19 protein-coding genes, 1 tRNA gene and 1 pseudogene are annotated in these 17,855 nt (G+C 65.8%); 10 read left to right on the top strand and 11 right to left on the bottom strand.

Annotated features, from left to right (window positions below; all coding sequences use genetic code 11):
- Window positions 1–103 precede the first annotated feature (103 nt).
- Together fixJ and HHL13_RS07350 are read right to left on the bottom strand one after the other, a co-directional pair.
- On the bottom strand, window positions 104–715 hold the full coding sequence (fixJ, locus tag HHL13_RS07355; RefSeq protein WP_169555059.1) for a response regulator FixJ: 612 nt from the start codon (window positions 713–715) through the stop codon (window positions 104–106).
- A complete protein-coding gene (locus HHL13_RS07350) occupies window positions 705–2,213 on the bottom strand; it encodes a PAS domain S-box protein (protein WP_346775497.1) in 1,509 nt (502 codons plus the stop codon). Before HHL13_RS07350 ends, fixJ begins: the two co-directional genes overlap by 11 nt.
- Window positions 2,214–2,364: 151 nt before the next feature.
- On the opposite strand from HHL13_RS07350, the gene HHL13_RS07345 reads away from it, so the two are divergent.
- The 3 genes from HHL13_RS07345 (at window position 2,365) to HHL13_RS07335 (ending at window position 3,825) form a co-directional block, all read left to right on the top strand.
- Entirely contained in the window at window positions 2,365–3,054 is a 690-nt protein-coding gene (locus HHL13_RS07345) for an alternative oxidase (RefSeq protein ID WP_169555058.1), read from the top strand.
- 91 nt (window positions 3,055–3,145) lie between these two features.
- Window positions 3,146–3,517, top strand: a complete 372-nt coding sequence (locus tag HHL13_RS07340; RefSeq protein WP_169555057.1) for a group III truncated hemoglobin — start codon at window positions 3,146–3,148, stop codon at window positions 3,515–3,517.
- A 17-nt stretch (window positions 3,518–3,534) separates the two neighbouring features.
- A complete protein-coding gene (locus HHL13_RS07335) occupies window positions 3,535–3,825 on the top strand; it encodes a DUF1971 domain-containing protein (protein ID WP_169555056.1) in 291 nt (96 codons plus the stop codon).
- 188 nt (window positions 3,826–4,013) lie between these two features.
- Here HHL13_RS07335 and HHL13_RS07330 read toward each other — a convergent pair.
- From HHL13_RS07330 to HHL13_RS07320, 3 genes are all read right to left on the bottom strand, one after another.
- A tRNA-Trp gene (locus HHL13_RS07330) sits at window positions 4,014–4,090 on the bottom strand.
- A gap of 80 nt (window positions 4,091–4,170) precedes the next feature.
- Window positions 4,171–6,528, bottom strand: coding sequence for an EAL domain-containing protein (locus HHL13_RS07325; RefSeq protein WP_346775496.1), 2,358 nt, complete (start codon window positions 6,526–6,528; stop codon window positions 4,171–4,173).
- A gap of 146 nt (window positions 6,529–6,674) precedes the next feature.
- Entirely contained in the window at window positions 6,675–8,447 is a 1,773-nt protein-coding gene (locus HHL13_RS07320) for a fatty acyl-AMP ligase (RefSeq protein WP_169555054.1), read from the bottom strand.
- A 121-nt stretch (window positions 8,448–8,568) separates the two neighbouring features.
- On the opposite strand from HHL13_RS07320, the gene HHL13_RS07315 reads away from it, so the two are divergent.
- From HHL13_RS07315 to HHL13_RS22825, 5 genes and pseudogenes are all read left to right on the top strand, one after another.
- Window positions 8,569–9,102 carry a RecX family transcriptional regulator gene (locus tag HHL13_RS07315; protein WP_169555053.1) on the top strand — a complete coding sequence of 178 codons (534 nt, stop codon included), beginning with the start codon at window positions 8,569–8,571 and terminating at the stop codon, window positions 9,100–9,102.
- A gap of 122 nt (window positions 9,103–9,224) precedes the next feature.
- Window positions 9,225–9,761, top strand: coding sequence for a cold shock domain-containing protein (locus HHL13_RS07310; RefSeq protein WP_346775495.1), 537 nt, complete (start codon window positions 9,225–9,227; stop codon window positions 9,759–9,761).
- Window positions 9,762–9,766: 5 nt separating this feature from the next.
- A complete protein-coding gene (locus HHL13_RS07305) occupies window positions 9,767–10,273 on the top strand; it encodes a DUF192 domain-containing protein (RefSeq protein ID WP_169555050.1) in 507 nt (168 codons plus the stop codon).
- 76 nt (window positions 10,274–10,349) lie between these two features.
- Entirely contained in the window at window positions 10,350–10,742 is a 393-nt protein-coding gene (locus HHL13_RS07300) for an NADH:ubiquinone oxidoreductase subunit NDUFA12 (protein ID WP_169555048.1), read from the top strand.
- Window positions 10,739–11,164, top strand: a pseudogene (locus tag HHL13_RS22825) (DUF2155 domain-containing protein); the annotation flags it as partial. The gene HHL13_RS07300 and the pseudogene HHL13_RS22825, both read left to right, overlap by 4 nt.
- A 35-nt stretch (window positions 11,165–11,199) precedes the next feature.
- Here HHL13_RS22825 and aat read toward each other — a convergent pair.
- The 4 genes from aat to HHL13_RS07275 all read right to left on the bottom strand — a co-directional run bounded on the left by aat (window position 11,200) and on the right by HHL13_RS07275 (window position 14,618).
- Window positions 11,200–11,964 carry a leucyl/phenylalanyl-tRNA--protein transferase gene (aat, locus tag HHL13_RS07290; RefSeq protein ID WP_169555047.1) on the bottom strand — a complete coding sequence of 255 codons (765 nt, stop codon included), beginning with the start codon at window positions 11,962–11,964 and terminating at the stop codon, window positions 11,200–11,202.
- Between the two features lie 7 nt (window positions 11,965–11,971).
- Window positions 11,972–12,706, bottom strand: a complete 735-nt coding sequence (locus HHL13_RS07285; protein ID WP_169555046.1) for a ParA family protein — start codon at window positions 12,704–12,706, stop codon at window positions 11,972–11,974.
- A gap of 104 nt (window positions 12,707–12,810) precedes the next feature.
- On the bottom strand, window positions 12,811–13,191 hold the full coding sequence (locus tag HHL13_RS07280; protein ID WP_169555044.1) for a hypothetical protein: 381 nt from the start codon (window positions 13,189–13,191) through the stop codon (window positions 12,811–12,813).
- Window positions 13,192–13,283: 92 nt separating this feature from the next.
- Window positions 13,284–14,618: a type VI secretion protein ImpB gene (locus HHL13_RS07275; protein WP_169555043.1), complete on the bottom strand. Its 1,335-nt coding sequence runs from the start codon at window positions 14,616–14,618 to the stop codon at window positions 13,284–13,286.
- A gap of 93 nt (window positions 14,619–14,711) precedes the next feature.
- Between HHL13_RS07275 and HHL13_RS07270 the strand changes: the two genes are divergently transcribed.
- Entirely contained in the window at window positions 14,712–15,191 is a 480-nt protein-coding gene (locus HHL13_RS07270; RefSeq protein ID WP_169555042.1) for a hypothetical protein, read from the top strand.
- Window positions 15,192–15,211: 20 nt separating this feature from the next.
- Entirely contained in the window at window positions 15,212–15,637 is a 426-nt protein-coding gene (locus HHL13_RS07265) for a hypothetical protein (RefSeq protein WP_169555040.1), read from the top strand.
- 47 nt (window positions 15,638–15,684) lie between these two features.
- Here HHL13_RS07265 and HHL13_RS07260 read toward each other — a convergent pair whose 3' ends face one another.
- Entirely contained in the window at window positions 15,685–16,074 is a 390-nt protein-coding gene (locus tag HHL13_RS07260; RefSeq protein ID WP_169555038.1) for a hypothetical protein, read from the bottom strand.
- Window positions 16,075–16,203: 129 nt separating this feature from the next.
- Complete coding sequence (locus HHL13_RS07255; protein ID WP_169555036.1) at window positions 16,204–17,781, bottom strand: VWA domain-containing protein; 1,578 nt, start codon at window positions 17,779–17,781, stop codon at window positions 16,204–16,206.
- Window positions 17,782–17,855 lie beyond the last annotated feature (74 nt).

The raw sequence follows: 17,855 nt of genomic DNA, 5'->3' as shown, positions 1-17,855 counted from the left end.
AAATCACGCGCGATGTCTATGCCGGTCGCACGATGCGAAGTCGAGATGATGACGGCGACCGGTGTCGCGTGGCGATACGGACGGCTTTCCCGAAACGCCGCGCCTAGCGAATATCGGCGATGGTCGCCATGCGGACCAGCTCCGAGAGCGTCCTGGCCCGCATCTTCATCATGACGTTGGCGCGATAGACTTCGACGGTGCGGGCGCTGATGCCCAGATCGAAGGCGATTGCCTTGTTCGCCGCACCCGCGACGAGCCCGGCCATCACTTCGCGTTCCCGGGGGGAGAGTTCCTTCGCGCGGTCGAGCACGGTCTGGCGTTCGGACTGGGCCTCCTCGTCGCCGGCCTGCTGCGCCAGCGCCTTGCGGATCGCCTCGAGCATCACTTCGTCGTCGAACGGCTTCTCGATGAAATCGGCGACTCCGGCGTGGAGGGCCTGAATCGCGAGCGGGACATCGGCATGGCCGGTCATCACGATGACGGGGACGGGCGCGCCGCGGCGCTTCATTTCCTCGACCAGTTCGATCCCGTTGCGGCCGGGCATACGCACGTCGGTGACGATGCACGCTCCGGCGAGCGGCGGCGAAGCCTTGAGGAACAGATCGGCCGAGCCGAACGAGCGGACGCGGATGCTCGCGCAATCGAGCAGGAATTCGAGCGAGTGCCGCGCGGCTTCGTCGTCATCGATCACATAGACGATCGGTTCACTCGCCATCGAACAACTCCTCCTCGTCCACGCGCCGGATCGTGAAGCCGAATTCCGCGCCGCCGCCCTCGCGCTGCCGCGCCCAGATACGCCCGCCATGCGCCTCGACGATGGTGCGCGAGATCGACAGACCGACACCCATACCGGTGCGCTTCGTCGTGATGAAGGGCTGGAACAGCCGGCCGGCGACTTCGGGGTCGATGCCGGGACCGGTGTCAGACACAGTGACTTGCGCCATTCCCTCGTCGGCCGGGGAGACCGCAATGGTCAGTTCGCGGCGCGGGAGATCGGTCTGCGACATCGCGTCGATCGCGTTTCGCACCAGATTGAGCACGACCTGCTGGATCTGGATCCTGTCGGCGAGGACGAGATCCACCCCGGGGCTGAACTCATGCTCGACCCGGATGCCATGTTCCTTCGCGCCGACGAGCGCGAGCGCGCTAGCTTCCTCCACCAGCCGGGGCAGCGATTCGACCGAACGCTCGGTCTCGCCGCGCGCGACGAATTCGCGCAGGCGGCGGATGATGTCGCCCGCGCGCAAAGCCTGATCGGCCGCGCGGTTCAGCGCGTCGCCGACCTTGTCGAGCGGCGGCGGCTCCCGTTGGAGCAGCATCCGGCTGCCCTTGAGATAGTTGGCGATCGCCGCGAGCGGCTGATTGATCTCGTGTGCGAGCGCCGACGCCATCTCGCCCAGCGCGGTGAGGCGTGAAACATGGACCAGCTCGTTCTGCAGCTCCTGCAGCCGTGCCTCGGCTTGCTGGCGCTCGGTCAGGTCGCGGATGAAACCGGTGAAATGGCGCTGGCCGCCGACCGCCATCTCGCCGACGGCAAGCTCGATCGGGAGGGTCGAACCGTCCTTGCGCTCGCCCACGACGACGCGGCCCTTGCCGATGATCCGCTTCTCGCCGGTGCGGAAATAGCGGCCGAGATAGTCGTCGTGCGCGCTGCGATAGGGATCGGGCATCAGCAGACTGACGTTGCGGCCGCGCACCTCCTCAGCATCCCAGCCGAACATGCGCTCCGCTGCCGGGCTGAAGTCGCGGATAAGCCCAGCCTCGTCGATCACCACGATCGCGTCGGGCACGGTGTCGAGCAGCGAGCGGAGATGGGCTTCGCGGCGGGCGAGGCCGGCGGTGACCCGTTCGGCTTCGGCGCGGGCGCGCTGGAACCACTCGCCGCCGACCGCGACGGCGCAGCCGATCACGGTAAAGGCGAACGCGGCGATGATGCTGCCCGCGCCGAGCGGCCCGGTTCTCGAATCGCACCACAGCCCGGCCGCCGCCCCGGCGATGCTGGCCGCAACGCCCGCGCGCAGCCCCGACAGGGCGCCGCCCAGCACGACCGCGGGTACGAAGAAGATATAGGTGGCTCGCTGGCCCAGCTCGGCATCGAACGCGATGCGGATGCCCGCGCCGATCGCGATGGCGACAGCGGCAAGCGCCAGCGTCACCGGCATGGGCGGCGAGGGCAGTATCGTGTGTTGCAGCGGGTTACGCTTCGGAGTCACGCGGTCCTCAGGCTGCGGTGGTGGCAGGGCCTTCCACCTCCGGCAAGGCCCTTAGGGTAACGGCGGTAGGGACAACATCCAAATTTCCGCGGAACCCGTGCGGGCATAGATGCAGCGCCAGACGAAACGCACCAGTTACCGGAGACTTTCAATGACTGCCCCGTTTATCGACCTCGGCGTCCACCACCAGCCCAAGGGCCTGTCCGACCGGATTGCGTTCGGCTTCACGAAGATGCTGCGCTGGACCGCGGACACCTTCTTCGCCGAGCGTTACGGCCACCGCGCGGTGGTGCTCGAGACCGTCGCCGCCGTGCCGGGCATGGTGGGCGCCACCATCACCCATCTCACCTGCCTGCGCCGCATCTGTGACGACAAGGGCTGGATCCGTACGCTGATGGACGAAGCCGAGAATGAGCGGATGCACCTGATGACCTTCATCGAGATCTCCAAGCCGACCTGGTTCGAGCGCGCGGTGATCATCGGCGTGCAATGGGTGTTCTACCTGTTCTTCTTCGGCCTCTATCTGGTCAGCTCCAAGACCGCCCATCGGGTCGTCGGCTATTTCGAGGAGGAAGCGGTGATCAGCTACACTCACTATCTCGCCGAGATCGACGAAGGCCGCAGCGAGAATGTGCCCGCGCCGGAGATCGCCAAGCGCTACTGGGGCCTGCCCGAGGATGCGACGCTGCGCGACGTGGTGCTGGTGGTCCGGGCGGACGAGGCGCACCATCGCGACGTGAACCACGGCTTCGCCAACGAACTGGCGGGCCTGCCCACCGGTAACGTCGCCGAATGCCCCCCGCACGTCGCGCTGGAGCCGATCTGGAAGAAGGCGGCCTGATCCGGGCGGCCAGGGGTAGGGCGGGTTCGCCAAGGCGGCCCGCCCTCTCCGATTGCCTGACACACCCGCCCTCCGGCATTTCGAGGACCACATGATTACCGAAGATCAGATCGACCGGCTGATCCCGGCATTTTACGCCCGCGTGCGCGACGACGAGATGCTGGGGCCGATCTTCAACGTCGCCATCGACGACTGGCCGCTCCATCTGGAGAAACTGCAGGCATTCTGGTCCTCCGTGATGCTGACCAGCGGCCGCTACAAGGGCCAGCCGATGGCCGCGCATATCCGCCACGAAGGCGCGATGACGCGAGAGAATTTCATCCGCTGGCTGGCGTTGTGGAAGCAGGTGACCGAGGAATTGCTCGACCCCGCGATCGCCGCCAATCTGCAGGAGAAGGCCGGGCGGATCGCCGAGAGCCTCCAGCTCGGCGTGCATTATCATCGTGACAGCCGGATAATCTGAAAGCCGTAGAGACCGATATGACGACCCGCCTTCCCGATGGCCTCGCCAGCTACAAGCGCACGCCCACATTCACGGAAGCCAGCGTTCCGGCAGGGCTGCTGAACGAGCATTCCACCAAGGACGGGATATGGGGCCTCGTCCACGTCGAGGAGGGAAGCTTGCGCTACCTCGTCACGGATGGCCGCCGGACACCTGCCGTGTCGCTCCTCACGCCGGACAGCGCGCCGGGCATCGTCGAACCCACCATCCTGCATCGCGTCGAGCCGGTGGGAACGGTGCGATTCCACGTCGAATTCTGGCGGCGCTGACGATCCTCGCCACCCCGGGGATTATCTGCTTGAGGACACTCCGCTCCAGCTTCGTGAGGGCGATTGACCAGTCCGCGATCCGCGCCGGATTCAGGCAGGTCACGATCACCGATGCGGCGGATGGCTCTATGCTGGTGTCCAGAACATACTGAGCGCCCTGGCGCCGGCGGCATGCATGTTTTGGAAGATGGCAGGGGCGCTCGGATTCGAACCGAGGGCCTTCGGTTTTGGAGACCGACGCTCTAACCAGCTGAGCTACGCCCCTGTGCGGCCCGGCGCTTTAGCGTGGGGTTTTGAACGGGGCAAGGGGCCTGTGACGCTTCACGGCCCCTCGATCCCTTTTCCTCACGCCGCTGCGCTGCTCCCCTCGCGCCGCATGGTCAGCGCGCGGGCTTCCTCCACGGGCAGGGGGCGGCCGAAATAATAGCCCTGCACCTTGGTGCAGCCCAGTTCCTGCACCATCAGATGCTCTTCCTCGGTCTCGACGCCTTCAGCCGTGGTGGCCATGCCCAGGCTGTTGGCGAGGGCGACCACCGCGCGGATGATGGCGATGGCTTCCTTGGCGCCCTTCGACGCGCCCTGAACGAAGCTGCGATCTACCTTGATCGATGAGAAGCGCGTGCGGCTGAGATAGCCGAGCGACGAATAGCCGGTGCCGAAATCGTCGAGACTCAGGCGGATGCCGAGGTCGAGGATTTTCTCCAGCACCTGGATCGCCACGGTGCCTTCGCGCATGAACACGCCTTCGGTCACTTCGAGCTCGAGCCGTTCGGGCGGCAGGCCGGATTGCGCCAGCGCCTGTGCCACGACACTGACGAACGCCGGATTGTGGAGCTGTTCGGGGCTGACGTTAACTGCAACGCGGACGGGCACATCCCAGCGCGAGGCTTCCTCGATCGCGGTGCGGAGCACCCATTCGCCGATCGGGGCGATCAGCCGGGCGTCCTCGGCCAGTGGCACGAACTTGGCGGGCGAGACATTGCCGAACTCGGGATGAACCCAGCGCAGCAGCGCCTCGAACCCGGTCAGCCTGCCGGTCCCGGCATCGACCACCGGCTGGTAGTTCAGATGCATCTCGCCATTCTCGACCGCGCTGCGCAGCGCTATTTCGAGCACGCGGCGCTCCTCGGCGGCCATGTGCAGCTGGGGCTCATAGGCGTGATACACGCCGCCGCCGGCATCCTTGGAACGGTACAGCGCCAGATCTGCCGAGCGGATCAGCGTTTCGGCGGTGCGGCCGTCTCGCGGACCGGTGGCCAGACCGATCGACGCGCCGATATACAGCGTGTTGTGATCGACTTCATAAGGCAGCGAGAGGCTGTCGATGATGGTGTGCGCCAGCCGTTCCACCATCGCGGTGTCGGTCGCATCGCGCACGACGACCGCGAACTCGTCGCCGCCCAGGCGGCCGATCATCTCGTTCTCGGTCATCAGATGCTTGAGCCGTTCCGACACGCGGCCCAGCAGCCGGTCGCCGACCGGATGACCCAGCGTGTCGTTGACTGCCTTGAAGCGATCGAGGTCGATCATCATGAACGCGCAGCGGCTGCCCCATTTCTCGGCGGCGGCCATCGCGCTGGCCAGCGTCTCGTGGATCAGCAGGCGATTGGGCAGGCCGGTCAGCGTATCGTACCGCGCCATGCGGTTGATCTTGTCGGCCGACTGGCGCGCCTCGGTCACGTCCGAACCGACGCCGCGGAAGCCGATAAAGGCGCCGCGTTCGTCATAGCGCGGCGTGGCGGACATTTCCCACCAGCGTTCTTCGGCGCCGACCTGGACGGGCAGCAGGATGTCGCGAAACGCCTCGCGCGCCTTCAGCTTCTCGGCCAGCTCGCGCAGGCTCGGTGCGAAATTGCCCGATTCCCAGCTGGGGCCGGCGACGAGTTGCAGGAACGGGGTGCCGTTGATCGTCTTGGGATCGACGCCGAGCGAGAGCGCGAAGCGGGGGTTGGCACGGTTCACGCGGCGCTGCGCGTCGATCTCCCACAGCCAGTCCGCGCCCGAATCCTCGGACTCGCGCAGCAACAGGCTCACGGTTTCGTCGCGCTCGGCAATCGCGATCTCGTTGGCGCGGATCACGACCAGCGATTTGCCGCGCGAGAAAGTGGTCATCGTCAGCAGCACGGTGAACAGCAGCGATGCCGCCGCCAGCACCGGCGACGCCATCAGGAATAAGGGAACGGCGATCGACACGCCCAGAATCATCACGAACGCGATCGTCGCCAGCGGCAAAGCGGCCATCGCCACCGCGCTTGCGGTCATCAGCAGCGACAGCACGATCCACAGGCCCAGCGCGGCTTCGGCATCGGCGGCATGGCCGAAGGCAAGCGGCGGGATGGACCATACCGCGCCGAGCGCGATACCGTCGAGCAGGCTATCGCGCACGTCGCGCAGCGTCGCGCTGGTCGCCACGCGGTTGCGCGCCGCAAGTCGGCGAAACGCCACCATCACGCCCACCGCGCCGACCAGCGAACCCCAGCTCGCGAGCTGCCACAGCGGCACCAGCGGCGCGAGGATCATCACGACCAGCGCGGCTCCGACCAGATTCGCGGCGAGCATGAACAGCGCGAGCTGGCTGCCGGCATTCATCTGGGCGGCGCGAATTGGCCCCCAATCGGTCGTGTCCGCGGGATCGTAGAGCCCGAGGAGCGCGCGCGCGTCGATCCGCGCCTTGGCGAATTGGGATGTCGTCTGGCTGGTCACACTCCGGGTTTTACCGGAGGGGAGGTTAGCGAGTGGTTGAAGACTTCGCGTTTCCGCAGGAAATTGATGTGGATAAACACCCATTTCGAACGAAAACACCCCGGCCGTGAAGCCGGGGTGCTCGAAATTGCAACAATGAAAAGAACTTAGGCGGCCAGCGCGTAAGGCTTGATCTCACCGTTAAGATAGAGATTGCGGGCCTTGGCGCGGCTCAACTTGCCCGAGCTCGTGCGAGGCAGGGTGCGCGGCGGCACGAGTTCGATCACGCAGTTCATGCCGGTGACCGAACGGACGCGTTCGCGGATCTCGTCGCGCAGGCGGACGCGCTCCTTCTCGTCCGACGTGCGGCACTGGACCAGCACCGCCGGCGTCTCTTCGCCGCCCGGAGTGGTGATCGCGAAGGCGGCGATGTCGCCCTGCTTGAAACCCGGCAACTGCTCCACGGCCCACTCGATATCCTGGGGCCAGTGGTTCTTGCCGTTGATGATGATCATGTCCTTCGCGCGGCCGACGATGTAGATATAGCCGTCGCTGAGGTAGCCCATGTCGCCCGTGTCGAGCCAGCCATCGACGAGGCAGGCATCGGTCGAGGCCTGATCGCGGAAATAGCCGACCATCACCGAAGGACCGCGGCACCATACCTTGCCGATCGCGCGATCGGGCAGCGGCGTGCCGTCTTCCTCGCGGATCTGGATTTCCATGTCGCGCGCGGCCTTGCCGCAATTGACGATGGCGCGGAAACGCTGCGGCCGGTCGGCGCGCTTGTCGCCCCCCGAAAGCTGGGTTTCCTCGACCAGTTCGACGCGGATGCCTTCGCCCGGGGGCATGATCGACACGGCGAGCGTCGCTTCGGCCAGGCCGTAGCTGGGCAGGAAGGCGCTGGCCTTGAACCCGGCATCGGCGAAGGCGTCGACGAAATGCTGCATCACGTCGGGGCGGATCATGTCGGCGCCATTGCCGGCAACGCGCCAGCGGCTCAGGTCGAACCGCTCCGAAGCCTTGGTCTGGCTCGACATGCGGCGCGAGCAGATGTCGTAGCCGAAGGTCGGCGAATAGCTGAGCGTGGTGCCCTGATTACGGCTGATCAGATCGAGCCAGGCGAGCGGACGCCGCGCGAAATCCTCGGTCTTGAGATAGTCGGTCGAAACCTGGTTCGCGACGATCGAAAGGAGGCAGCCGACCAGGCCCATGTCATGGTACCAGGGCAGCCACGAGACGCAGCGGTCACCATCGCCGACATGCATGCCGATCGAATGCGCCGCGAGGTTCGACAGCAGCGCCTTGTGCGTGATCGCCACGCCATGCGGGAAGCGAGTCGAGCCGCTGGAATATTGCAGATAGGCTATGTCGTCGGTGCTGGCGCTGGGCAGCGTTGTCGCGGGCGCTTCGCGCTCGGCGAACGAAGCCCAGTCGATGCCCTCGACATTGCACTGGCGCGCCGCTTCGGCGCACATCGCCGCGATTTCCGGCGGATAGATCAGCATCGACGGATCGCAGCTCTTCAGCTGGACCGAAAGCTGGTCGATATAAGATTGCGCGCCGCCGAAGCTGGTGGGCAGCGGCAACGGCACCGGCCATGCGCCGGCATAGATGACGCCGAAGAACAGCGACGCGAATTCCGCGCCGGTTTCCGCGATCAGCGCGATCCGGTCCTGCGGCTTCACGCCGGATGCGATCAGGCGGCGGGCCTGAACCAGCGAATCCTCGCGCAGTTCCGAGAAAGGATAAGGGCGCGACAGCGTGCCGCGCGGATCGTGGAAATTGAGCCCGCGAACGCCCTGCGCGGCATAGTCCAGCGCTTCGCCCATCGTGGCGAAGTCGGCATAGCGGCGCGGCAGGCTGTCGTCGGTAGGCGTCGGAGCCGGCGTAACCGGCACGGCCACTTTGCTCTCGGGCGATCCCGTAACGTCCAAAACCATTCTTCTTTCAACCCCTGTGTGAGCAGCTAACCCGGTGCCCCCACACGCAAATGAATATGCGTTTGGCTCTGCTACTCACTGTCGTTCAAAATCGGTTGCCAGTGTGGCACAATCATGGCGCATGAGCCGCCGCGACCGTCCGATACCACCCCTAAATCGTTCCGCTTTGGAGCGGTTGGCGCTCCGTTACGTCGAGCGCTACGCGACCACAAGAGGGCGTCTTATCGCTTATCTGCGCCGCAAGATCCGCGAACGTGGCTGGGAAGGGGAGCCCCCCGACCCCGAAGGGCTGGCCGCCAAGATGGCTGATCTCCGCTATGTCGACGACCGCGCCTTTGCCGAAGCCAAGGCCGGAGCGATGGGGCGGAGAGGGCTCGGCGCCCGGCGGATCGGCGAAGCATTGCGCCATGACGGGATCGAGGCGGACGATGCCGAAGCCGTCGCGCCGGTGATCGAAGCGGATGTCAGGTCCAGCGCGCTCGCCTTCGCTCGGCGCAAGCGGATTGGCCCCTGGGCGCGCGAACTCCCCGATCCGAAGGGGCGGGAGAAACAGGTCGCCGCGATGGTGCGGGCCGGCCATGCGCCGTCACTCGCGTGGAAGATCGCGCGGATGGCCCCCGGCGACGACGCGGAAACCTTGCTCGAAGAAGCTTGATGCTAGCTTGATACAAAGCAGTTCCCCCTTCCAAAAAATTTGGTAAGGTCTTCGGCTGGGGGAAGATAAGAATGCGTGCGGACCCGCAGCTTTTGCAGAGCGACTTCACAGTCGGTCAGCGTGTGACAGAGGGGGAGGACACGGGCGAGGACAATGAGGGCCTTGCCTGTTCCGGCGTCGTCAAATGGTTCGACGTGACGCGAGGCTTCGGCTTCGTGGTCGCGGACGATGGCCAACTTGGCGACATCCTGATCCACTTTACCGTTCTACAGGATCACGGCCGGCGTAGCCTGCCCGAAGGCGCGCGGATCGAATGCATCGCCGTCCGGCGGCAACGCGGCTTTCAGGCGAAGACGATCACTGCGATCGATCTGACCGAAGCCGTCGAAGCGCCGCGAGGTCGCGGGCCCGATCGTGCCGACCGGCTTCAACTGATCGCCTCGGCGGGGCCGTGGGAGCCGGTGACGGTCAAATGGTTCAATCGCCTCAAGGGCTATGGATTCCTGGTGCGCGACGGCGACTCCGCGGATATATTCGTCCATATGGAGACGTTGCGGCGTGCCGAGATCGAGGAAGTCGAACCCGGCGAGCCGCTGAGTGCGCGCATCGTGGACGGGGACAAGGGCCCGCTCGCGGTCGCGGTTGAAAGGACCGGCTGAAGATCATGACCTCGAAGCGTTACTTTCGTGCGGCCTTCGCCGCAGCAGCCCTGCTTGCGTCGTCGGCCTGCAATCCCGGCGCCGAGGCGAACAACGCCGCCGCCGCTGCGGTGCCCGCCAAGATCGTCGTCACGATCATCACGGCGGGGGGTGCTGCGCATAATTTCAATTCCGAAGTCGCGCGCACCGGGCCGGAGCAGGAGCGCGGCTTGATGTACCGCACCAACATGCCGCCCGATTTCGGGATGCTGTTCGCGCCCTATCCGGCCGAAGGCGGACCGCCACGCGAAGCGAGCTTCTGGATGCAGAACACGCCGAGCCCGCTCGACATCATCTTCATCCGCCCCGACGGCACCATCGCGCGAATCGCGGAGAATACCGTGCCGCTGAGCGAAGACCGGATCATGTCGGGCGAACCGGTGAGCGCGGTTTTCGAGATCAATGGCGGCCGCGCCGCCGAGCTCGGCATCGCCGCGGGCGACAAGGTCAGCTGGCCCGGCCAGAAGAAGTAAGGGGCGGGGCCTCCTGGCCCCGTTCCGCCTTTCATTCTGATTGCCTCGCCACACGCCACCACGCTAAGGGCCGCGCATGGGTATCCTCAAAAATGCTTTCACCTGGTGGGAAGGCGCCACCTTCGGTACGTGGCTCGGCCTTCGCGGCAAGGAGCGGATCGGCGAGGATTCGCTCGGCAACGTCTATTGGGAAGGCGGCGCCGATGCGAACGGCGTCCCGCGCCGCTGGTGCATCTATAGCGGCCTGAACGATTCCAGCCGGGTTCCGCCCGAATGGTTCAGCTGGCTGCATCACCAGATCGACGCCGCGCCCGATCAGGCGCTGCCGGCGCCGCGCAAGTGGGAAAAGCCGGCCGAACCGAACCTGACCGGCACCCAGCTTGCCTGGCGTCCTTCGGGCTCGCTCGAGGCAGGCGGACGCCGCGCTGCGGCCTCCGGCGATTACGAGGCCTGGACCCCCGGCGCATGACCGGATTCGCACGTCCTGCGGTTGCGGCGGCCTTGCTGCTGGCCCTTGGCGCGTGCGGTACCGGAGGCGAAGCCGGTAACAACCAGAGTATCGACGATATCGTCACCACCGATGCGGCCGACAAGGCCGCACCGCAGGTAACGACCGTCACGGTGGAGGGCGGCGCAGTCGATTCCGGCGCGACGCCGATGAAGGACCGCATCGCTACGCTCGGCCTGCTCAACAAGCGCAACGGCGTGGCGCGCGAGATCAAGCTGAAGCCCGGCGAAGCGACGCGTGTCGGCGATGTCATCATCCGCCTGCGCGCCTGCGAGCAGACCGCGCCGTGGGAGAATTTCCAGGACACCGGCGCCTTCGTCCAGGTCGATGTACAGCGGCCCGACAACAGCTGGGGCCGAGTCTTCTCGGGCTGGCTTTATCAGGCGCGTCCGGCGCTCAACGTCGTCCAGCACCCGATCTACGACGTGTGGACCAAGAGCTGCGAGATGACCTTCCGCGAAAGCGGCCCGAACACCGTTTCGGTCGGCGCGGGGCCCAAGGGCAGCGCGGGCTCGGGCGATGCACCTTCCAGCGCGAAGAAGTCGCCGTCGACCGATGCCGCGCCCAAGGCCAGCCCGCCGGCCGATTCGCCCAAGGCGGCGCCCAGCAACGCGATGTAATCGTCGCGCGGGATCTCGATCGCGCCGAGCGATGCGAGATGTTCCGTCTGGAACTGGCAATCGAGCAGAGTGAACCCGCCGGCCTTCAGCCGCGCGACCAGCCATGCGAACGCGACCTTCGACGCATCGCGCACGCGCGTCACCATCGATTCGCCGAAGAACGCCCGGCCCAGCGCGAGGCCGTAAAGCCCCCCTGCAAGGTCATCGCCGTCCCATACCTCGATCGAATGCGCGAAGCCGCGACGGTGGAGTTCGGTAAAGACGCGCTCGATCGGCCCGTTGATCCAGGTATCGGGCCGGTCGTCCACGCTTTCGGCGCATAGCCGGATGATGTCGCCGAACGCCTGATCGGCGGTTACCCGGAACCGGTCGGACAGGATCGTCTTCTTCAGCGATCGCGAAAGGTGAAATCCGTCCAGCGGCATCACCCCGCGCAGCTTGGGCTCCACCCAATAGACGCTGTCGGCGGTGCGGTGATCGGCCATCGGGAACACGCCCATCGCATAGGCGCGCAGCACCAGTTCGGGGTCGAGTTCCTGCGGTTGCTGCTGGTGGTGGCTCATCGGCGCATCAACGTTTCTTCGCCAGCGTCCGTTCGACCGCCTTCCACAAATCGCCGAATGCCTGTGCGGCGGGCGAGCGCGGGGCATAGCTGCCCAGCGGTTTTCGCCGGGCCGCCATAGCCTCGACGATGCTGGCCATCGGGATGACCGGCCAATCGGGATTGGCGGCGATAGCCTCGGCATGCAGCTTGCGCCGACGATCGACCATCGAATGAACCGGCATCAGCGTAACCTTCGATCCGCCCTTGCGGTCGAGATGCGCCGCGACTTCCTCGAACGCCCGCGTCGAAAGCGGGGAGGGGATCACCGGCACCACGATCAGGTCCGCCGCGCGCATCACCTGCTCGCTGGTGTCGGTCAGGCCTGGCGGGCAATCGAGCAGCATCCTGTCATAGGCCTTGTCGAGCTGGCCGAGCAGCTTGGCCAGCCGCTTCTTCTTGTCCATTTCGTGGAAGAGATGGTCTAGCTCGCGCAGCGACGTGTCGGCGGGAATCAGGTCGAGCCGATCGACGCCGCTATGCTGGACCAGCTTCTTCGGCTCGATATCCTGCGTGAAGATTGCCTGCGCGCGATCCTTCACCTTGCCCGGCGGGCCGATCAGGAAGGTCGAGGCGGCTTGCGGATCGAGGTCCCACAGCAAGGTGCGGCGAGCCGAGAGCGTTGCGGAGGCCCAGCCGAGATTGACCGCCAGCGTCGTCTTACCGACGCCGCCCTTCAGGCTGTAGATCGCGATCGTCGCCACTGGCCGCCTTTCCAATCGTGGCCCACACTCGCATGAAAAAGGGCCGGCGGGAATGTCCCGACGGCCCCTTGTTACTGGAGATTGTTACGGTCGGGAGACCGCGATCAGGCCTTGCAGCTCTTGGGCGCCGCGCCGGCGACCACGATGCTGGCCGACTTGGCGTTGCCGGTCACCTTCGAACCGTCTTCGCCGACATAGGGCTCGCCGGCGTTCGGCGCCTTGAGCATGATCGGGTTGCCGTCCTTCTCGGTGCGGAGGATGGCCATCTTCTCGCCCTTGAAGAAGTCGACATAGAGCAGGGTGTTGCCCGGCTGGCAGCGGAACGAGACCGAAGCCGAGATCGCGGGCGGCAGCTCGACCGGAGCGGCGTTGGCGAGGGCCGAGGCCTGGGGATCCGGCGCGCGGCTGTCGACGACTTCGGGAGCGGGCTTGCAAGCGGAGAGCGAAGCGACCGCGACGATTGCGAGAAGGGGGAGGGTTTTCATAGCGCGGCTCTGTTTGCGCATGGTTTTCGCCGCGTCAAGGCTCATGGTGATATAAAGTCTCTTAATCATTGTGCGACGCAATAAAATTTCACTCATTCGTGAAATTCGCTCGCTTCGGGGATTCTTCCGAACGCGATCTTCGTTCCGACCGCGTCGAGTCGCCCGCCGTTCAACGGCCCGACGGAGACGGCATTGCGCCCGAATCGCTCGTTGATCCGGTCCATCGCTCGGCTCAGCGCAAGCGTCCGGGTCTCGCGGGCCAGCGGATCATTCGGGTCGAGCGCGGCGAACAGCGAGCCCTGGTCGCCTTCGACTGTCTCGATCTCGCACAGGGTCACGCCGATCATGCGCAGACGGAATCCGCCGCTGCGCTGCCGCCCGGCTTCGGCCAGACGGGGAAAGAGCTGGTCCAGCGCATGGAGCACCACGAAACTGTCCTGCGTGTTGGGCAGCTTGATCGACGCGCGCCAGTTCGACTTGTCATCCTCGAACTTGCCGTGGAGCACCAGCAGCCGGCTGCGATAGCCCTTGCGGCGCAACCGGCTGGCGGCTTTCAGCGCGAGGCGGCGCGCGGTCAGCCGGGTAGGCTCGAGTCCGCGCTTGCTCGGCGACAGGACATGGCTGTGCCCGATCGTCCGGCTCTGGGTCGGCTTGTCCGGCAGATCGACGCCGTGGAGCAGATACCAGAGCCGGTCGCCGTTCACGCCGCCCCACGCATTGCCCGCATCGCGCGGTCGCCGCTCGCAATATTGGCGGATGTCGAGGATGCCGTCCTGCGCCAGCCGCCGCTCCATCTTCGCGCCGATCCCCGCGATTTCGCGCAACGGCACGTCGTACAGCCGCTCCGGCAATTCATGCCCCTGCAACACGATCAGCCCGTCGGGCTTCTTCATGTCGGTCGCCAGCTTGGCCAGCAGCCGGTTCGGGGCGATTCCGATCGAACTGGTCAGGCACTCGCCGATATTCGCGCGGATACCCGCCTTGATCCGGTGGGCGAGGGCGATCGCGGCTTCGAGGCTGTTTTCATTGTCGAGCAGGCGGCACGCCACTTCGTCGATCGAGCAGACCATCGTGACGGGCACGTGCTTCCAGATCTCCTCGATGATCCGGTCGTGAAACTCGACATATTTCTCGTGCTGGGCCGGCGCGACAACGAGGTCGCGGCATTTGCGCTTCGCTTCCCATACCGGCGTCAGCGTCGAAATCCCGTAGCGCTTGGCCTCGACCGAAGCGGCGATCGCGACGGTAGTGTCGGTATCCACCGGCGCAACGATCACCGGGCGGCCGCGAAGCGCTGGGTTCAGCTGCTGCTCGACGCTGGCGAAATAGGAATTGAGGTCGAGGAAGAGCCAGCGCAGCGGCCTGGGCGGGAAAGCGAGTACCGCGGCAGGCGCTTCGGGCGCGGCGAGGCGAATCGCAGCGGGCATTTTTAGAACAATATAGGAACATTGCGAGGAAGGACAGTGCTTGACCGTCGCCGCTAGCCCGGCCACTCCTGAACCATTCCGGGGGAGGATCAAATGCGCAACCTGTTGCTGGCCACGTCACTGCTTCTGCTTTCCGCCTGCCAAGCCGGGCCCGATGAGAATGCAGCGAGTTATCGCGAGGCCGGTCCCGAGCCGACGGTGGAGGTTCCGAAGCTCGGCGGTCTCGATCTGGGCAAGCCGCTGCGCGCATCGGGCAGTGAGCCCTTCTGGATGCTCGATATCGAACCCGGCGCGGCGACATATCACGATTATTCGGTCGAGACCCCGAAACCGGAATCCTTCGCGCCGCCATCGCGCGTGGTCTCCGCTGATCGGGCGGTCTTCACGACCCGGAACAGCGCCCGTACGCCGGTAGTGATCACGCTCACCGCCGAGAGCTGCCTCGACGTGGGCGAGGAGGAGAACCGCCAGCCGCTGACTGTAGAGCTGCGGATCGGCGATCAGGTCCGCACCGGATGCGCCGGGCCGAAGCCGGCCGATGCCGACAAGGACGAGACCGGCAACGCGACGTGAAGCGAACTGGAGACAGATTGATGAACCGTCTGATCCTCGCCGTGCTGGCCGCGCCGCTCGCTGCCTGTTCGCAGGAGCCCGCCGCCAACAATGGTGCGGAAGCCGCGCCGCCGGCAGCGCAGGCTTCTGGCGCGCTTGCCAGTGTCGATCTGACCAAGCCGATCAGCGGCTCCGGCGCCAATCCCGCCTGGACCATCGAGATCGACGGCAGCCAGATCCGCTATGCCGAGGGCGGCGCGGCGCCCGAAGCCTTTGCCCCCGCCGCGCCTTCGGTCGACGTGATGGCCGCGACCTATGCGACCAGGAATGCGAAGGGTGAGGATGTCGTGGTGATGCTCAGCCCGGTCAGTTGCGAGGGGCCGGCTGGCGGCGCGGCGCGTCCGCTCACCGTGCAGATGAAGATCGGCGCACAGATTCGCGAGGGTTGCGCGGGTCCCGCGCAATAGCACCGGTCCTCGTGCCCGGAATGCAACGTGCAGGCGGGTGTTCGGCGCTAGCGCGGAAGGCGCATCAGCCGTCCCGCCAGCCACGCCGCGACGAAGCCGGCGAAGACGCTCATCAGGCAAGGCAGGAACAGCATGATCGAGAATCCGATCATGAAGCCCGGAGCCGGATCGAGTTGGTTCTGGATGATGGCGGTTAGATCCGCTGCGAAGGCGATCAGCCACAATGCGGACGGGAACGCGATTGCAGCGGCCCCCGTTGCGCTGGCGCTTTGCCATTGGGGCGCGAAGCGCGCGAGCAGCAGCCGAAGCATGGCGGCGGTGATCGCCGCGCCGCCAAAAAGCAATGGCACCATCATTTCGGGCGCCCAGAGAAACAGCGCCACCACCGCGCCGGCGGCGGTGAGGGCGACCCCCCAGATCATCGCGTAGATCAGCATCGGCCGTGGCTTTCCAATTCGATTGCGGGGAGGGTGACAATGGACCATCGCCGCGGCACGGCCCAAAGGGGGAAGGCCGGACCGCGGCGAGCCGGCGGCGTCCCTAGACCGCCGCCGGAGGCACGCGCGTCAGTCGCGCCGGGCTCCCTCCGGCGCGGCGCGCAGCGAACCGGATTCCGCCATGTCGACCAGCTTGAGGAACTCCTGCCGGTAATAGCCCTGCGGATTGCCCGCGAGGCTGCGCAGGTCGTTCCAGTTCCAGCTGTTGAGCAGCGGATCGCCGCGCAGCATCTGCGCAAAACCCGCCACCGACACTGCGAACGCCATGTCGCCGGTGGGATAGCCTGCCTGCGACAGCAGCGACGCCGCCACGGGGCGTTCGATCAGTCGCGACGTTTCCCCATTCGGAAGTTTGTACCGCAATTTGACGAACGCAAACTCGCCGCTCCCGCCCGCAAATGCCGATTCCTGACGGTTCGCGGCGTAGCGCCGCTCGCCCAGCCAGCCCCTGGTGCCCTTGGGCACGATCTCGTAGATCGCGGTCACCTGATGCCCCGCGCCGATATCGCCCGCATCGACCCGGTCGTTGGCGAAATCCTCTTCCTTCAGCGCGCGGTTCTCATAACCGATCAGCCGGTATTCGCTGACCTGATCGGGGTTGAACTCGACCTGCACCTTCACGTCCTTGGCGATGGTGAACAGGGTGGACGACAGTTCCTCGTCCAGCACTTTCCGCGCTTCCATCGCGCTGTCGATATAGGCGTAGTTGCCGTTCCCCTTGTCGGCGATGCCTTCCATCATTGCGTCGTTGAGGTTGCCCTCGCCGAAGCCGAGCGTGGTGAGGGTGATGCCGGTGTCGCGGTTCTTCTCGATCAGGTCCTCAAGCTGCTTCTGGTCGGTCATGCCGACGTTGAAGTCGCCGTCGGTCGCCAGGATCACGCGATTGATCCCGCCCTGCCGCATGTTGGCGCGGGCGGTGGCATAGGCCAGTTCGATCCCTTCGCCGCCCGCGGTAGATCCCCCGGCGCTGAGTTGATCGATCGCGTCCTTCACTTCGTTCGGGTCGCTGCTTGCGTCGAGCACGATGCCCGCCGCCCCGGCATAGACCACGATCGACACGCAATCCTGCGGCCGCAGATTGTCGGCCAGCACCGCCAGCGCCTGCTTCACCAGCGGCAGCTTGTTCGGCTCATCCATCGATCCCGATACGTCGACCAGAAACACCAGATTGGCCGCTGGCCGCTGGTCATAGTTCAGGTCATAGCCGCGCAGCCCGATGCGCAGCAGCCGCGTATCCGGGTTCCACGGCGTCCGCGCCACGTCGGTGGTGACGCTGAACGGCGCGTTGCGGTCGCCGGGCAGGGGATAGTCGTAGCGGAAATAGTTGATCAGTTCCTCGGAACGCACCGCGTCGCGCGGCGGTGTCTGCCCCTGAGTCAGAAATCTGCGAACATTCGAATACGCAGCCGTATCGACATCGACCGCGAAGGTTGAAACCGGCACCTCGGCGGTGCGCCGCACCGGCGAGATGTCGTTCGCCTTGTACCGTTCGCGCAGCTGCGGCGGCATCGCCGCGATCTCCGCCTCGCTGAACTGGGGCGACGCCTCGGATTGATAGGGCCCTGAGCTGTAGCTGCCGCCAGCTCCGTTGCATCCCGCCAGCACGACCGCGGCAAGACCCGCAGAAACCAGGAAACGAACACGCATTCCATCCCTCCTGCCTTAATTATGACTTATTTGTGGCATGATTGAGGCGGAGTCGGCAAGCGATATTACAGCGG

It is taken from the genome of Sphingomonas sp. G-3-2-10, assembly GCF_012927115.1.
Classification (GTDB): domain Bacteria; phylum Pseudomonadota; class Alphaproteobacteria; order Sphingomonadales; family Sphingomonadaceae; genus Sphingomonas.
This window is presented reverse-complemented; position numbering and strand designations above follow the sequence as displayed.

Excerpts from the sequence above, each read along its gene's own strand:
- HHL13_RS07320 (WP_169555054.1), bottom strand. The coding sequence starts at position 8,447 with ATGGTTTTGGACGTTACGGGATCGCCCGAGAGCAAAGTGGCCGTGCCG.
- aat (WP_169555047.1), bottom strand. The coding sequence starts at position 11,964 with ATGAGCCACCACCAGCAGCAACCGCAGGAACTCGACCCCGAACTGGTG.
- HHL13_RS07280 (WP_169555044.1), bottom strand. The coding sequence starts at position 13,191 with ATGAAAACCCTCCCCCTTCTCGCAATCGTCGCGGTCGCTTCGCTCTCC.
- HHL13_RS07340 (WP_169555057.1), top strand. The coding sequence starts at position 3,146 with ATGATTACCGAAGATCAGATCGACCGGCTGATCCCGGCATTTTACGCC.
- HHL13_RS07275 (WP_169555043.1), bottom strand. The coding sequence starts at position 14,618 with ATGCCCGCTGCGATTCGCCTCGCCGCGCCCGAAGCGCCTGCCGCGGTA.
- fixJ (WP_169555059.1), bottom strand. The coding sequence starts at position 715 with ATGGCGAGTGAACCGATCGTCTATGTGATCGATGACGACGAAGCCGCG.
- HHL13_RS07255 (WP_169555036.1), bottom strand. The coding sequence starts at position 17,781 with ATGCGTGTTCGTTTCCTGGTTTCTGCGGGTCTTGCCGCGGTCGTGCTG.
- HHL13_RS07315 (WP_169555053.1), top strand. The coding sequence starts at position 8,569 with ATGAGCCGCCGCGACCGTCCGATACCACCCCTAAATCGTTCCGCTTTG.
- HHL13_RS07260 (WP_169555038.1), bottom strand. The coding sequence starts at position 16,074 with ATGCTGATCTACGCGATGATCTGGGGGGTCGCCCTCACCGCCGCCGGC.
- HHL13_RS07300 (WP_169555048.1), top strand. The coding sequence starts at position 10,350 with ATGGGTATCCTCAAAAATGCTTTCACCTGGTGGGAAGGCGCCACCTTC.
- HHL13_RS07265 (WP_169555040.1), top strand. The coding sequence starts at position 15,212 with ATGAACCGTCTGATCCTCGCCGTGCTGGCCGCGCCGCTCGCTGCCTGT.
- HHL13_RS07345 (WP_169555058.1), top strand. The coding sequence starts at position 2,365 with ATGACTGCCCCGTTTATCGACCTCGGCGTCCACCACCAGCCCAAGGGC.
- HHL13_RS07335 (WP_169555056.1), top strand. The coding sequence starts at position 3,535 with ATGACGACCCGCCTTCCCGATGGCCTCGCCAGCTACAAGCGCACGCCC.
- HHL13_RS07270 (WP_169555042.1), top strand. The coding sequence starts at position 14,712 with ATGCGCAACCTGTTGCTGGCCACGTCACTGCTTCTGCTTTCCGCCTGC.
- HHL13_RS07305 (WP_169555050.1), top strand. The coding sequence starts at position 9,767 with ATGACCTCGAAGCGTTACTTTCGTGCGGCCTTCGCCGCAGCAGCCCTG.